This window comes from Corallococcus sicarius (genome assembly GCF_003611735.1).
Taxonomy (GTDB): Bacteria; Myxococcota; Myxococcia; order Myxococcales; family Myxococcaceae; genus Corallococcus; species Corallococcus sicarius.
The window spans coordinates 1-15265 of sequence record NZ_RAWG01000003.1; the positions used below are offsets into that span (position 1 = coordinate 1).

The following is a 15265-nucleotide window of genomic DNA, read 5'->3' on the forward strand; positions in this document are numbered from 1 at the left end:
GGGCTGGCGCGGGGGAGGGCAAGCCCGCATCCGGTGCCGGAGCCGTTGGGGCCGTGCCGCCCATCACGACCTTCGGTGCCGCGGGGGACGACGAGGGCAGGGCGCGGCGGATCTCCGCGCCCGCCGTGGCCACGATGGCGATGGAGATGAACAGGAACCCCGCCGTCTGCGCGACCGTCTCCACGCGCGGCGGAATGCGCCGTCCACTCACCGCCTCGACCGCGAGCAGCAGCACCCGGCCCCCATCCAATCCCGGCACCGGCACCAACGTCAGCATCGCCAGCGCCACCGACGCCGCCACCAGCGCCCGCACCAGCGCATCGAACCCCGACGCGGTGGACGACGCGACGTCGGATGATTCCTGGCGCATCAGCGCGCCCGGCCCACCCCGGCCCGCGACCTCCGGTCCGCGCACCAGCGCCGCCAGCGTGGACAGCGCCTCGGACGCCACCCTCCCGGTGTGCACGAGTGACTGGGTGAAGGCCTCGCCGGGCGCGTGCTCGCGGAACACGTACTGCTGGCTTACGCCGATGCGCCCCGCGCCCCGCTCATCCGCGCGCGGACGCACCCGCACCGTGCGCGGCTCACCGTGCCGCTCCACCGCCAGCTCCAGGTCGCGGCCCACGCCGTCCGCCACGCGCGTGACGAAGTCCGACCAGCTCTCCAGCGGCTTGCCATCCGCGCGCACCAGCCGGTCACCCGGCAGCAACTGCGCGCGCGCCGCCTCCGAACCCGGCAGCACCGTGCCCACCGTCAGCGGCACCACGACGTGCGTGCCGGACGTGTACAGCGTGAACAGGAGCCCCACCGCCACCGCGTAGTTCGCCACCGGCCCCGCCAGGATGATGCCCATCCGCTTGAGCGGCCCCAGCGTGCCGAACCCGGAGGTGTCCTCCTCGCCGGAGCGGTGCGGGTTCATGCCCTGCAGGTTCGCGGACGCGCCCAGCGGCACGGCGCCCAGCACGAACTGCGTGCCGAACAGCCGGAACGACAGGAGCGGCGGCCCGAAGCCCACGGTGAAGCGCGGCACCCGCACGCCCAGGAGCCGCGCGGCCACCAGGTGCCCCAGCTCGTGCACGATGAGCAGCGCCCCGAGGGCGAGCAGGACGAACAGGTAGTGCATCCGGGCCCCGGACCTACAGCTTGCGGCGCTTGCCGGTGCGCTTGTACGTCACGTAGTCGGACAGGATGGTGCCGTGGTCGAAGCAGAGGTCCTTCGGCAGCGCGTCCAGCGTGAACGTCTTCGCCTCGGCCGCGTCGTCCGCGCCCACCGGCTCGCCCTTCGCCTGCGCGATGAACACCGTGGAGATGGTGTGCAGCCGCGGGTCCCGCTTCGGATCCGAGTAGCTGAAGAACTGCTCCTCCAACGTCACGTCCAGCCCCGTCTCCTCCTTGGCCTCGCGGATGGCCGCCTTGTCCAGCGGCTCTCCTTCGTCCACGAAGCCGCCGGGCAGCGCCCAGCCCACGGGCGGGTTGGCGCGGCGGATGAGCACGATGCGCTCGCCGGACAGCTCGATGATGCAGTCCACGGTGGGTTTGGGGTTGCGGTATTCAGGCATGGCGTCGCACTCTACCCCCGCCCCTACGCGAGCGCCCGCTCCGGATGCGTCCCGTGGGCGATGGTGCGTGCCGTGTCTACCCTTCGACGCCTCTGCCTCGTTGCCTTCGCGCTCGCGGCCCCTTCCCTGGCGGGCTGCCTGCCGTACAGCCAGAACGAGGGCGAATACGAGCTGATCCCCACCGAAGTGCTGCGCGACGACTGCAACCTGCTGGCGGAGGTGCAGGGCGACTTCCAGCTGGGCCTGCAGGTCTCCGGGCGCGTGGTGCGCGCGGACTTCGGCGTGCAGAACATGCAGCTGCTCGGCTACTTCCTGGAGGACGGTGACGCGTTCACCGCCGACGGCAGCGTCGCCAACGTCAGCATCACGACAAGAGGCGAGGAGTGCCTGCTCGACCAGGTCCGCGTGCACCTGGACGCGACCACGCAGTGCGTGACGCAGTTCGATGGTCAACTGCGGCTCGTCTACGCCTCCAACGGGGTCGCGCGCTGCAACTGCGAGCTGTGGGTCCGCTTCGAAGGCGTTCAGGGAAACACCCGCTGCGAAGAGGAGCCTTGAGCCTGGAGGCCAGGGTCCCTACAACAGGAGGGCTGTTCCCACGCGCAAATGAGGGACGCCCATGGCAGACACGCAGGAAATCGTCTCGGTCCTGACCGAGTCCCGCGTCTTCCCCCCGCCCGCGAAGTTCTCCCAGCGGGCCCACATCCGCAGCATGGAGGACTACCAGCGGCTGTGGGACGAGGCGGAGAAGGACCCGCGGAAGTACTGGGGTGACCGCGCCCGTGAGGAGCTGTTCTGGAAGGAGCCCTTCCAGACGGTCCTGGACTGGAAGCCGCCCCATGCGCGCTGGTTCGTCGAGGGGAAGACCAACCTCGCCTACAACTGCCTGGACCGGCACCTGCCGAAGCTGAAGGACAAGCCCGCCATCCTCTTCGAGGGGGAGCCGGGCGACCGCCGCGCCATCACCTACGGAGAGCTGTCGCAGCAGGTGAACCGGCTGGCCAACGGCCTCAAGTCCCTGGGGGTGAAGAAGGGGGACCGCGTGGGCATCTACCTGCCCATGGTGCCGGAGGCGGCCGTCGCGATGCTCGCGTGCGCGCGGCTGGGCGCGGTGCACTCGGTGGTGTTTGGCGGCTTCTCCGCGGAGGCGCTCCAGGAGCGCATGAAGGACGCGGGCGTGAAGGTGCTGCTCACCGCGGACGGCGGCTGGCGCAAGGGCGCGGTGGTGCCGCTGATGAAGAACGTGGAGGCCGCGCTCACGCACGCCACCGGCATCGAGAAGGTCGTCGTCCTCACGCGCACCGGCGACGGCAAGCTGCCGGAGGGGCCGAAGTTCCTGGCGTGGGACGCGCTGGTGAAGGGCCAGTCCGACACCTGCGAGCCGGAGTGGGTGGAGAGCGAACACCCGCTGTTCATCCTCTACACCTCCGGCTCCACCGGGAAGCCCAAGGGCGTGCTGCACACCACGGCGGGCTACGCGATGAACACGTCGCTCACCACGCGCTGGGTGTTCGACCTGCGCGAGGACGACGTCTACTGGTGCACCGCCGACGTCGGCTGGGTGACGGGCCACAGCTATGTCGTCTACGGCCCGCTGATGAACGGCGTCACCACGGTGCTCTACGAAGGCGCGCCCACGCAGCCGGGGCCGGACCGCTTCTGGGACATCATCGAGCGCTACAAGGTCTCCATCCTCTACACCGCGCCCACCGCCATCCGCGCCTTCATGCGCCTGGGCGACGGGCCGGTGAAGCAGCACGACCTGTCCTCGCTGCGCCTCTTGGGCAGCGTGGGCGAGCCCATCAACCCCGAAGCGTGGATGTGGTACCGCGACGTCATCGGCGGCGGGCGCTGCCCTGTCGTGGACACGTGGTGGCAGACGGAGACGGGCTGCATCATGGTCTCCCCGCTGCCCGGCGCCACGCCCACCAAGCCGGGCTCCGCCACCTTCCCGCTGCCCGGCATCCACGCGGAGATATTGGACCGCGACGGCAAGCGGGTGCCCCGGGGACAGGGCGGCCTGCTGTTCGTGACGAAGCCCTGGCCGTCCATGCTGCGCACCGTGTACGGCGACCCGGAGCGGTACGTGAACACGTACTTCAGCGAGCTGCCCGGCATGTACTTCACCGGCGACGGCGCGCGCACGGACGCGGATGGCTACGTGTGGCTGATGGGGCGCGTGGACGACGTGGTGAACGTCGCGGGCCACCGCCTGGGCACCGCGGAGGTGGAGAGCGCGCTCGTCGCGCACGCGAAGGTGGCCGAGGCCGCCGTGGTGGGGCGCCCGGACGACCTGAAGGGCACCGCGCTGGTGGCCTTCGTGACGCTCAAGCAAGGCAACGCTCCCTCGGACGCGCTCAAGAAGGAGCTGGCCACGCACGTGGGGAAGGAGATTGGCGCCATCGCCCGGCCGGATGAGATCCGCTTCGCGGAGGGGCTGCCCAAGACGCGCTCCGGGAAGATCATGCGCCGGCTCCTGCGCGACGTGGCCGCGGGCAACCACTCCACGCAGGACACCACCACGCTGGAGGACCTCAACGTGCTGGCCGCGCTGCGCCAGAACGACGAGTAGCCGCGCTCAGCGGTACTTCAGGCCGGGCCGTCCTCCGCGTCCTTGCGGGGGCGGCCGTGCTTGTCCTTCACGTTCTCCCGGTCCGCCTTGCTCCACCAGACGCGGGAGCTCCAGAGCGCGGGGCCGAGGATGACGGTGAGGACGAAGAACACCACCAGGCCCACCACGATCTCCGTCACGTCTGCCTCCTGGGGCCCGTGGCGGAGGGAAGCGGCGCGCCGGGCCGGAAAAGTGAACCCTAGCGTTCCCGGGCAGGCGCTGCCATGCGCCCGGCAGACAGGGAAGTAGCGGAACGTCCGGCGCCCATCGCCTTCACGCATGACGCGGGGCGCAGCCTGGGGCCCGGGCGCCTTCCTGTCGTGCAACCTGACTGGGCGGGCAGCGGGCGGCAGTCCTGCTAGATTGCGCCGCCATGAACCGATTCCCCTCGACCCTGCTCACCGCGCTGCCGCTGACGGCGGTGCTGGTCGCCCCCATCGCGGATGCCTGCACCAGCATGCTGGTGACGAAGGGCGCCACGACGGACGGCTCCACGTTCATCACCTACGCGGCCGACTCGCACGAGCTGTACGGCGAGCTGTACCACACGCCCGCGCGCCGCCACGCGGCCGGCGCCATGCGCGACGTCATTGACTGGGACACGGGCAAGTTCCTGGGGCGCATCAAGGAGTTGCCCGCCACGTACTCGGTGGTGGGCAACATGAACGAGCACCAGCTCTCCATCAGCGAGTCCACCTTCACGGGCCGCAAGGAGCTGGAGGGGCCCGCGGGCCTCATCGACTACGGCTCGCTCATCTACATCGCGCTGGAGCGCGCGAAGACGGCGCGCGAGGCCATCCAGGTGATGACGGGCCTGGTCGCGGAGTACGGCTACTCCTCCACCGGCGAGACGTTCTCCATCGCCGACCCGAAGGAGGCGTGGCTGCTGGAGATGATTGGCAAGGGCGCGGGCCAGAAGGGCGCGGTGTGGGTGGCGCGCAAGCTGCCGGACGGCGTCATCTCCGCGCACGCCAACCAGGCGCGCATCCGCCAGTTCCCGCTCAACGACGCGGCCAACGCGCTGTACTCGCCGGACGTCATCTCGTTCGCGCGCGCGAAGGGCTGGTTCACGGGCGCGGACAAGGACTTCAGCTTCGCGGACACGTACCACCCGCTGGACTTCGGGGGGCAGCGCTTCTCCGAAGGGCGCGTGTGGAGCATCTTCCGCCGCGCGGCCCCGTCGCTGAAGCTGGGCGTCGAGTACGCGGACGGCGCGGACGTGTCGAAGCGCCTGCCGCTGTGGGTGAAGCCGGACAAGAAGGTGTCCGTGCAGGACGCGATGGCGCTGATGCGCGACCACTTCGAGGGCACGCCGCTGGACATGTCCAAGGACGTGGGCGCGGGGCCCTACGCGGTGCCGTACCGCTGGCGGCCGATGACGTGGGACGTGGACGGCAAGAGCTACGTCCACGAGCGCGCCATCTCCACGCAGCAGACGGGCTTCTCCTTCGTCGCGCAGATGCGCGCGGGCCTGCCGGACGCCATTGGTGGCGTGCTCTGGTTCGGCGTGGATGACACGTACACCACCGTGTACACGCCCATGTACGCGGGCATCCGGCAGGTGCCGAAGAACTTCTCCCAGGGCGTGGCCAGCCGGGGCGACTTCTCCTGGGACTCGTCCTTCTGGGTGTTCAACTGGGTGTCGAACCAGGCCTACGGGCGCTGGAGCGACATGATCGTGGACGTGCAGAAGGCGCAGGGGGAGCTGGAGGGTCAGTTCCTCGCGGATCAGGCCCACGTGGAGAGCATCGCGCAGACGCTCTACAAGCGAACGCCGGAGCAGGCGCGCCAGTACCTCACCGAGTACTCGCTGCAGCAGGGCGACAAGGTGCACGCGCGCTGGCGCAAGCTGGGCGAGCAGCTGCTGGTGAAGTACATCGACGGCAACGTGCGGGACGCGCAGGGCAAGGTGAACCACCCCCGCTACCCGGATGCGTGGTACCGCCGCATCGCCGCGGACAACGGCACGATGCTGCAGTCGCGCGAGAAGCCGGAGCCGAAGCCCACCGTCGCTCCGGCCCCCTGAGCGTGTCCCCCGGGCCGGGCGGAGTTTCCGTCCCGGCCCCGGGCCCTTCGAATGAGCCTCCAGGTCCTTGCGACTTGGGGGCTTTTTCGTTTTCCGGGGCAGGCACTCTGGCGGTGTGCCCTGTCGTGTGCTCCGAGGGGCCAGACTGCGCCCGCCTTCACCCCAATGCTCAACGGACCTTTTGTTACAAGCCAGCAGGCTTCATCCCGTCGGAGGACTGGCAGCCGCGCGGAAGGGAACCGCGGAGTGAGCATGCGCCTCAATCCTCCGGCGCTTCCTCCGCGAGTTCGAAGAGGACAACCCCTGCGGAGCTGAGGGATTTCGACAGCGCCGAGTCCAGGGTGTCGTCCGCGTCTGCTCCCTCCACCGCCATCAAGAGCACCGGGCTCTCACCGGGCTCCAACTTCCAGCGTCTACCGGGCATCGAGCCCTGGGCGGTTCTCGACTGATAGAACACCCGAACATGCTCGCCGGGGGCTTGGAAGGGATGTAATTCGAGCGTGAGCCCCACCTTGACGGAGAGCGACTCGATTTCACCCCAGGCAGGGGCGGTCAGCAGCTCAGGAGCCCTGGAGGTGGGTCCCAGGAGCGCTGTGAGTGGGGGCGGGACCAGGTGGAGGCTCAGCGCCACGCCAACGGGGAAGCGTGTCTTGCGTCGGAGCCTGCTCAAGGATGAAGCGAGCCAGGGATGGTTGAGGACTTCCATGGCAAACCGGTCAATGGTCGCGCGCCGCGCAACAGCCTGCGCCCACCGAGTCGCTGCGTCCGGCGTCGTGAGCAGGGCCCGCCATGCCGCAGGCGTCTCCGGATCATCCTCGCCTTGGACGAGTGCATCGAGCGTCACGAAGTCTACGGGCTTGCGGCTCATGAACGCCTCCTCCTGGTGACGGATGGAAGCGCTTCGATGCTGCGCTCCAGCTCAGGGCTTGCTCCTTCATCCAGGGCAAATGCGGTGAGGGTGGTCTTGGTCACGGACTCGCGCATGAGCTGCCACTCCATGAGGGCCACGGCGTCCGCTGTCTCTGCCGGCGCGTTGAGGGAGCCGATCAACTGGTGAAGGAGCGCACTCACCCCCTCACGCCGCAAGTGTTGGACGGCTCTCTTTGTCTTGGGAATCGTCAGGGGCAATGCCGCTGCGATCTCCTCCTCCGTTCGCCGGTAGGGAGGCACGTTCCGGCACTGGCGGAACAGCCACTCGCGTACGGCGAGATGCGAGGGGGCGGCGTCCTTCTGTTGGAGAAGCAGGCCACGGAAGAGGCATGCGAAGCGAAACAGCGCATCATGGATGCGGATGCTCCGCTCCTTCTTCATCCGGGGTTGATGGGAGGGCTCGGGGATTGGCAAGTCGAACCAGAGGGAGCGCAGCTCCTCCGTGGCCCGGAGCCACCATGTGACGAGGTCTGGACAGGTACGAGCGAGCAGCTCCGTCAATGTGCGGGAGAGCCGCTCTACCAGTCGTTGCACATCCAGATCGGGAACAGGCACTCCTTCTGACTCAGGGATCTCGGCGAGCACCGAGTCCCGCCTGCATGCCGCCTCGAGTTCCTGCATCTTCCGCAGGAATCCTGCGGCTCCCTCCCGCTGAGAAAGCCAGAAACGCGCCTGGGTGAAGAGGCGCCAGCAGCGTGAAGAGGGGCTGAGCCTTCCCTGCTCCAGCGTGCCGGTGGCGAACCGTTTGAGACACCAGTCAACGGCGTCATCAAGGGTCTTGAACCGGAACGCATCGAGCAGGTTCTGTTCGCCATAGGGCTTCGCCGCTTGTGCGAGGCTATGCCGGAGGAGAAGGGCGAAGACTTCCCGGTGTTCCAGCACGAGCGCAGCGCGTCCTTCTTTGGACCAATCGGTGATGGGCGTCCCCAGCTTGTTCATGTGCTAGAGCGCCGAACAGGTTAGGTCACGCCGCGAGTGGGTAGCGCGCGGCGACCTCGAGGTTTTGGACGACCGCGAGTCGCCTGAGGTCGAAGAGGTTGCGGCGCGTGCCTCGGTAACGGGCCTTCGGGCCCTGGCGGTTGGCGAGATGTGCCAGGCAATGCTCGACGCCGACACGCTCGCGGAGTCCTGCTCGGCCCGCGCGCGACTGCAGACGTGAGCGAAGGCGCTGCTGGAGCCGCTCGTCGTCGCCCATCGTGACGCTGCGCCCCTTGCCGGACGCGGCCTGGGTACAACTCGAGCGCAGCTTGCACGGCCCGCAGGCTTCCGGGTCGAAGTGCACGACGGCGCCGGGCTCGAAGGGCTCCACCTCGCCAGCAGGGCACGTGAGGGTGCCGTCGCGGAGGTTCACTTTGAAGTCGCGCTTGCCGAAGAGTCCGGGCTTCGCGCTGGCGCCTCGCCACGGCCGGCAGACGACGTCGCCGCCACTCGTCAGCACGTCTTCGGCCAGGGTGCTGTGGAGGTACGCCCTGTCGATGAGGAGGACATCGGGGAAGAGCTCCTGGTGGGCCATGTCTTCCTGCAGTGCAAGGGTCGCCTCCTCTTCGGGGCGGTTGGCGGGCGTCACGGCGCAGGCCACCACGAGGTCGGTGTCGAGGTCGGTGCCGACGTGCTGCTTGTAGCCATTGAATCGCTTGCTCTTGCTCTTGCGCCCGTGGCGCATGTCGGCGTCCTCGATGGAGATACGCCTGTCGGCCGCCACGCCCTGTCGAATCTGAACGCCGCCCTCGGGGCGCGGCTCGAGGTCCTGCGCCTTCACCTGCGCGAGCGCTTCGATGGAGCGAGTCAGCGGAGCCGCGACGCACGACTTCGACTGCTTCGCCACCCAGGCCATGAGACGGTCGAGCTGCCGGCACAGGCGATTGAGTGCGTCGAGCTTCGCGTCGGGCGCGCTCCAGTCGATGTCGAGGCCGGCCTTGATGCTGCGGGCCCGCAGCAACGGCGCATCGGCCTGCTGACACACCTCCTCGACGTCGGTACCGAGCGCGAGCGCCATGCCCTCGGCCACCTTGCGGCCGGCGTGGCCGAGCAGGTTGAGGGTGTCCTCAACCCGCCCGGCCCCTTCTAAAGGGCGGCTGTCGACTCCCACTCGCAGCGTCTTCGGCGTCTTCTTCGAATCGAACCCCTTCGTCCGCTTCGCCACCTCGACGGTGCGCTCCAGCAACCGGCGGTCCATCTCGGTCGCGATGAGTCGCTCCCTGAATTGCTGCAGCCCGCCCTGGGAGAAGGCGGGCGCGTCCTCGTCCGCACCGAGTCGGTCCAATACCATTCGCCACCGGCTGTCGGTGCCCGAGAGGCACACGGCTTCGGCGTCCGAGGTCTGCGTGTAGGCCTGCACCAGCAGCGCCATGCACATCATCGCGGGCGGCTGCGGCGCTTGCCCCTGGCCCGTCTGTCGGTACATCGCTTCGAGCTCGTCCTGAAAGGCCTCGTCGAACAACTCGTGCCGATGCTCGCGCAGAAAGACGAAGAGCTTCCTGCTCTTCCCCGCGAGCTTCAGCAGGCGCTGCTCCCGTGCGCTCTGCTCCACCGCCGGCTTCCAGCGCTCCATGAGCCACCTCCGTGAGGTGGCGACCTGATCACGCGGCGACAGCCCGCGTCGATCGCTCGCGCAAGTATCCGACTTTCCTCGGGCGGAAACCTGATCGGCGCTCTAGGCCCCCCACCAACGGAAAGCCGCGAGATGCGCTGGCTGGCACAGCTCTTCCACGAGTTCCTCCCCGTCCAAGCCCGCCACCAGGGGAGAATCGGCGCTGTCGGTGAACGGCACGAGCAGTCCTGGGTCGACGTTGAACACGATCGACGCGGCGGAGCGCCTCAAGTGATCTATCAATTCGAGCACCTGGCGCACGGTCCGCTGGGCCGCCTGACTCCGAAGCTCTTGCAGCGCAGCGTGGGTCATGCAGAGTGCTTGTTTCAAAGCCTCGGGGCGGTGTCCGATCCGCCGGCGCATCAGCCCATATTGTTCGCACACCAGGGCCTTGACGATGTCATGGACCGGCCATGCCAGATCGATGACAGCCAGGGCACCGTTGGCGAGGAAGCTCGCGGCAAGCCCTGGGATGCGGTCGCCATCGTTGCGAAGCGGGAGCAGCATTCCCGCGCTCCCGGCAGTGCACGCCCAGAGCTCGACCACCTTGCAGCGAGGCATGAGCATCCCGTGGGTATTCCTCTCGCGAAGTGCTCTTCTTCCCTCCAACTGCATGAGCGACATCGTGTCGTTGAGGGAGTCCGCCTTGCCGACGCCATACAGTCGCAACGTGCGAATCCGTGATGCCTGGGGCTCCAGGGTTCCCACCTCAACCACCCGGTTACCGCTGAGTTCTGCAGGGTCGACTACCAGGTGTGGAGGCTGAACGCGCCGGAGCGTCTCCACTGCGGCCTCCCCGAAGCCAGTGGTTCCCTCCTCCCTGTCGCGGGCAAGCAAGCAGGCCGTGAAATCCTCAGCCTCCTGTTCCCTCGGCAGGAGAGAGAAGGCAATCGATGGCATGTGGACGAGCGCCTCGACTTGGTGCGCGAGGAGCCCCCCAGCGAGCTTCAATCCGAGCAGCGGCAGCTCACGCAGGGCCCCCGGAGCCAGGACACTCCACTTCAACTTCTTTCGAGCCTGCGCCGTTCGAAGCAGCGACTCGAGCACCGGCGCCAGCTGTTCCTCCACCATGCGCCATGAATTCCGCCGCATGTCTGAGGAGGTGCCCCGGCCGGAGGTCGCATCCTGCTCGGAAGGGTGCAGCACGCCCATGAGTGCGCCCTGGACCAGCACCTTCTCCAACCGGAAGGTCCGCTGACCGCGTGAGTGCCCATCGTTCCAACACGCCATGATCAGCAACTCCCCCTGAGGCTCGATCACGAGCCCGAGCACACCGTGTCCGTCAGACAGGTTCCTGAGGGCCTTCTCGTTCTTATCAAGGTCGCGCCCGGGTTCGATGAAGCTCGTCACGCCGGGGAACTCCTGGATGCCCGTGAGCTTGCGGCCTTGCGCATCAGCCTCCAGAAGCGTCTCCCAGGTCTTGGCGATGCTCGCCTCGATCCAGGCCGAGAGGCTGATGGCCTCGAAGGCGGCGGTGTGTGGCGGACGCGTTTCCTCTTTGCGGAGCGAGAGACACGTTTCGCCAAGGGTCCAGGCCGTCAGATCCGTGTCCACCTTCAACCCCTGAACCAGCGCTTGTGAGGACACTGCGTAGGGGTCCAGGCGGTGAGGATGAGGACCGGGGAGCGCGGGATCCACGCTGGGAAAGAGGGTCGCATCGGTCAGGGTGGTGTGGAGCAGCCTCCGGATCCGCAGCAGATCCCACAGGTACTGCATGGCAGGCGGGAGGGACTCCAACCCCAGCGCTTCCGGTAGTCGCGCGAGCCGATGGAGCACGCTCAGGCGCAGATCGCACGAGTACTGCAAGCAGGCCAGGAGGTGAACCACATCCTCCGGCTGCGCGCGGGCATGCCCCGCCAGGTAGCCATTGAGCATCCATCGGTATGCCGGTCCCGGCGTTCCCGTCATCCGCACCAGAGGAGAGCCGTCATCGGACGGATACCCCCAGATCGCGCCCTCCATCCGGTTGAGTGCCTGGTTTGAGGCCTTGGGCAACATGCCCGCGCCTGGCCGCGGACCTTCTTGAAACGCCTTGTGGTTGACGACGGCAACAAGTTCCTTCGGCGGCAGGAACGCCAGGGCTTCTTCGATGTTCAACGGCGCGTCACCCAGCTGTTCGAGCAGGGCGTGCAGACGGTAGAAGGCCGCAATGGTCTCACGATGGGGCCAGGTCCGTGGGACGAGCTTGCGGAGGGCTTCGATGCCGCTGGCGTTTCGCGCACGCACTGCTGGGGAGCCCAAGGCAATCAGCTCAGCCGCGGTCGTTGCTACCCGGAGGGCTTCGAATGTACCTGGGGTCACTCTTTCCAGCGCTGGGAGGACTTCCTCGAACGAGGTCTGAACCGCGTGATCGGGCTCCTCCTCCCGATGGTGCACACGCTGGAGGAAGCTCAACCGGGCCCGAGCCGCCACAGCGTCGGCGGACAGGTCCCCTGTGCAGGAAGAGAGACCGGCCAGAAGTCCCTCTGCGCGAGCCAGGGGCACGGCGTGAGGGAGCATGGTCCGGACATCCCCTCGCTGGGCAACCTCGAGCCAGAGATGCGAGGCCTCGACGGAGAGCTGCTCCCGCTCGTGTGGTGAGATGCCTGGAACCGCAAGCGCCTCATGGACCCACGCCAGCGCGGCGAGCAGGTTGTTGAACTGAGAGGAGTTGAGCCGATCGCGCAGTACGCGAGCCACCGCCAGGGCTCGTTCCGGCGAGGGGGCCTCACCGGGCTCGGGGAGGGCCTCACGTTCGAGCCAGGAGTCCTGTAGCTCATCAAAGGAGACCGGTGACGGCGGCTCCTGGGCCAGGAGTTGTTCCAACTGCGCCTGCTCCTCGGCGGTGAGTGCCCGGTCGGAGCCCGGCGTCCATTCCTTCTCCGACTTCCACTCCGGCAGGCCCACGAAGCGGATGCCTGCCCACGCAACGGGGCATGCCAGTCGCGCTTCGAGTTCGCCCACCTGGTGCTCGCTCATCTGGTCCGCAACGGGGCCCAGCATTCCCAGCACGGGACCGCGGATGTCCTGCTCGGGTGGAAGGCCCAAGGTTTCAGCGAAAGAGACAATGGCCTCGTTGACGGGAAGCCTCCGCAGGGATTCGAGCAGCAGCGGCAGGCTCTGCTCAAGCCACCGCCGCTGTGCACCCGTCAGGGCCTGAGCAGGCTCATCCCCCGCAGCGAGCCTTCGCCGGTATTCCCGTGCCAGGATTGCGGTCACCAGGTCAGGCACGGACCACTGTGCCCCGATGGCGGTTCTCACCCCGCTCGTCAGCAGGATGTGGTCCAGCCCGTAGCCCTCGTTCGCAGGACGTGTCAGGGGATCATGGGGAAGGTTGGCGCCCGACTGACACGCCCAGACCTCCACCCTCTCCATGCCATTCAGCGACGCTTCCTCGAGATCGCTGAAGTCGAGCGTCCCCCCCTTGATCTCGAGCCGGGGCCACTCTCCGGCGGTGTGCTCTCCGTGGGTGTAGATGCTGAGGGTCCGGGCCTCCGCGAGGGCACCTTGGATGGCTTCGAGCGTGGCCTCGTCTCCCTCCAGGCAGCGTTCGCCTGGGCTTAGCGCCTGGAAGGCGATGGGGTGGAAGTGTGTCCCTCCGGGGATGACCACCCACTCTCCCCTTCGAGGGGGAGTGGGTGCCGGGCGGGTGCGCAGCGGAAAGAGGCTGGGGAGCCAGATGATGGACTCGAACCGGTCGATGAGCCGGTGGCCCGCGGGGCCCAGTGCGGCGAGCGGGAGGAACGTCGACACGTGTGAGGGCAGCAGGACGGCTCGAGTCCACACCCCCGGGGGCAGAGCCGCTGAGAAGTCGAGTTCCTGCAACAATTTCGAGAGGAGTTCAGACTTCGTGAAGGTCGCACTTTGCTCTGCTGCTTGTCGAAGGAGGCTGAAGACCTCCGGACGAATGGGGCAGGTGGAACTCCGTGCCATCAACTCGCCACCTTCGAGCCACACGGCGGCGGTCAGCAGCTCCAGCTCTTGCACGAAGATTCGTATCAGGACATGGCCTGGATGCTGGCGGAGCACTTCGGTCAGCTCCTCGGTACCAAGGTTCTGGTTGAGGATGTGCTGGGTCTCCGCGTAGTTCTTGTCTTCCCGCGCGAGCGCGTAGCGCAGCCGGGCTACTTGCTGGCGGCCCTTCTCGACCTGTGCTTCGAAGTACTCGGAGGGGACTGGCGCCTTTCGTGCGGCGATGCACCTTGGCAGGATGAAGGTGGAGCTTTCGTCCTCTGGATGTTGATCCAACTGGGGAATGACTTTGTCTAGGAATTCCCGCTGCCCATCAGGAGCCTGGCGTCTGATCGACTGTGTGAATGAGTCGAGCATGTACGTCTGGCCCATATGCTTCGCCAGCTCACGATAGAGCGCCTTGGCAAGGGGCTCCTCAGGCCTCCGCACACGCGATGAGAGGTTTTCGGCGAAGCGGAAGCCGCTCGTGTTCTCAAGAGCCAGGAAGGCGCTCAGGGCATCCTGTTGGTCCTGCGCGAGGATGCAGGCCACGGCCTCTGCAGCCTGCTGGAGGTCAATCGAAGCCGCGTCCGCCTCGGAGTCGGAGATGGTTGCCTCGGCCCGATGCTGGATGGCCTTCTCGATGAAGCCGCTCAGCAGCTCAATGGCGGCTTTGGGTCCATCGGCTCTCCTGAGCAGCGCAGCCAGGTGCCGCAGATGCTTGAACTGGTCCAGCACATTCCATCGCACCTGCTCCAGCAAGGTCCGGGCGTGGGCCGCCCGCTCGGGAGCATCACCACCGAGGATGATTTCCGCGAGTTCCATGCGCGCAAGCGCTTGATATTGCGGGTCCCCCGTCTGGATGACCTCCTTGGCCAGTTGCTCGGCCCGTTTGCGGTCCTGTTTGCGTCCCCGTGCGCGCAACAGGCTCGCGGAGGAGAGCTGGGACCGGAGGGGAATGTCGTTGCGGGAGGCTCCAAAAATTTCCTTGGCGCGCTGGGCGCACTCCATCGCCCGGTCATATTCGCGGATCGCGCGCTCGACCTCTCCCAGTTCGGTTCCCAGGAAGTTGGCGAGGTTCAGGTGGACCTCGGAGCGTTGTTGAAGGCCCAGCTGGCCGCAGTCCTTCAGCCTCCAGAGCGCACCTCTGTAGCGTCGTTCAATCTCCTCGAAGAGTGGCGCTTGATCCTCCCGCGCGAGCAGTTGAGCCATCCGGCGAAGGCATACTGCGAGGGAGCTTTCGGTCTCCGCGTAGCGGAGCGGGGCGCGTTGGCGGACCGGTGATTCCAGCGCACGGGTGTAGAGTTGCCTGGCAGTGGTGAGCGAGAACAAGTCCTCCTGTGCATCCGCGAGTGCATGCGCCAGGTCATGGCGAGCGGCTGCCGCAGCGGCGGTGTCATCCTTCTCCGTGTGCAGCGCCAGCGCTCGGTGAAAGAGGGGGAGTGCTTGCTCCCTGCGGCCCAAGGCGACCAGGCTCTGCGCTCGAAGACGCAGGTTCCAGGATTCGGGGTTCTCTGCGAGGGCCAGGTCGTAGGCTTTCTCTTCCTGAAGCGCCTGGAACCCCTTCCGGGCTTCCTCGAAAATCTTCTTCTTGGATTTCAGCATGTGCGTTCCTCCTG

10 protein-coding genes are annotated in these 15265 nt (G+C 67.4%); 3 read left to right on the plus strand and 7 right to left on the minus strand.

The genetic code is table 11. The features are described from left to right. Positions 1–1123: M50 family metallopeptidase (locus tag D7X12_RS00715; protein ID WP_147443467.1), on the minus strand; the 1123-nt coding region annotated here is incomplete at its 3' end. 13 nt (positions 1124–1136) lie between these two features. Beyond that, positions 1137–1559: an NUDIX domain-containing protein gene (locus D7X12_RS00720; RefSeq protein WP_120539453.1), complete on the minus strand. Its 423-nt coding sequence runs from the start codon at positions 1557–1559 to the stop codon at positions 1137–1139. A 72-nt stretch (positions 1560–1631) separates the two neighbouring features. Between D7X12_RS00720 and D7X12_RS00725 the strand changes: the two genes are divergently transcribed. Then, positions 1632–2117: a hypothetical protein gene (locus D7X12_RS00725; protein WP_244224267.1), complete on the plus strand. Its 486-nt coding sequence runs from the start codon at positions 1632–1634 to the stop codon at positions 2115–2117. Between the two features lie 61 nt (positions 2118–2178). After that, positions 2179–4131 carry an acetate--CoA ligase gene (gene acs / locus D7X12_RS00730; RefSeq protein WP_120623338.1) on the plus strand — a complete coding sequence of 651 codons (1953 nt, stop codon included), beginning with the start codon at positions 2179–2181 and terminating at the stop codon, positions 4129–4131. Between the two features lie 17 nt (positions 4132–4148). On the opposite strand, the gene D7X12_RS42730 is transcribed toward acs, so the two are convergent. Then, on the minus strand, positions 4149–4310 hold the full coding sequence (locus D7X12_RS42730; protein WP_158619909.1) for a hypothetical protein: 162 nt from the start codon (positions 4308–4310) through the stop codon (positions 4149–4151). Positions 4311–4543: 233 nt separating this feature from the next. Here D7X12_RS42730 and D7X12_RS00735 point away from each other — a divergent pair, with 233 nt between their 5' ends. Further along, positions 4544–6196 carry a dipeptidase gene (locus D7X12_RS00735; protein WP_120623339.1) on the plus strand — a complete coding sequence of 551 codons (1653 nt, stop codon included), beginning with the start codon at positions 4544–4546 and terminating at the stop codon, positions 6194–6196. Between the two features lie 259 nt (positions 6197–6455). On the opposite strand, the gene D7X12_RS00740 is transcribed toward D7X12_RS00735, so the two are convergent. From D7X12_RS00740 to D7X12_RS00755, 4 genes are all read right to left on the minus strand, one after another. Continuing rightward, positions 6456–7064, minus strand: a complete 609-nt coding sequence (locus D7X12_RS00740; protein ID WP_120623340.1) for a hypothetical protein — start codon at positions 7062–7064, stop codon at positions 6456–6458. Further along, positions 7061–8065, minus strand: coding sequence for a hypothetical protein (locus tag D7X12_RS00745; protein WP_147443468.1), 1005 nt, complete (start codon positions 8063–8065; stop codon positions 7061–7063). Before D7X12_RS00745 ends, D7X12_RS00740 begins: the two co-directional genes overlap by 4 nt. Positions 8066–8090: 25 nt before the next feature. Next, positions 8091–9677 (minus strand): IS1182 family transposase, encoded by a 1587-nt coding sequence (locus tag D7X12_RS00750; RefSeq protein WP_120623342.1) that lies wholly within the window; start codon positions 9675–9677, stop codon positions 8091–8093. A 102-nt stretch (positions 9678–9779) separates the two neighbouring features. Then, the gene (locus D7X12_RS00755; RefSeq protein WP_158619910.1) at positions 9780–15251 is read right to left on the minus strand and encodes a CHAT domain-containing protein; all 5472 of its coding nucleotides are present in this window, start codon (positions 15249–15251) and stop codon (positions 9780–9782) included. Between the last annotated feature and the right edge of the window lie 14 nt (positions 15252–15265).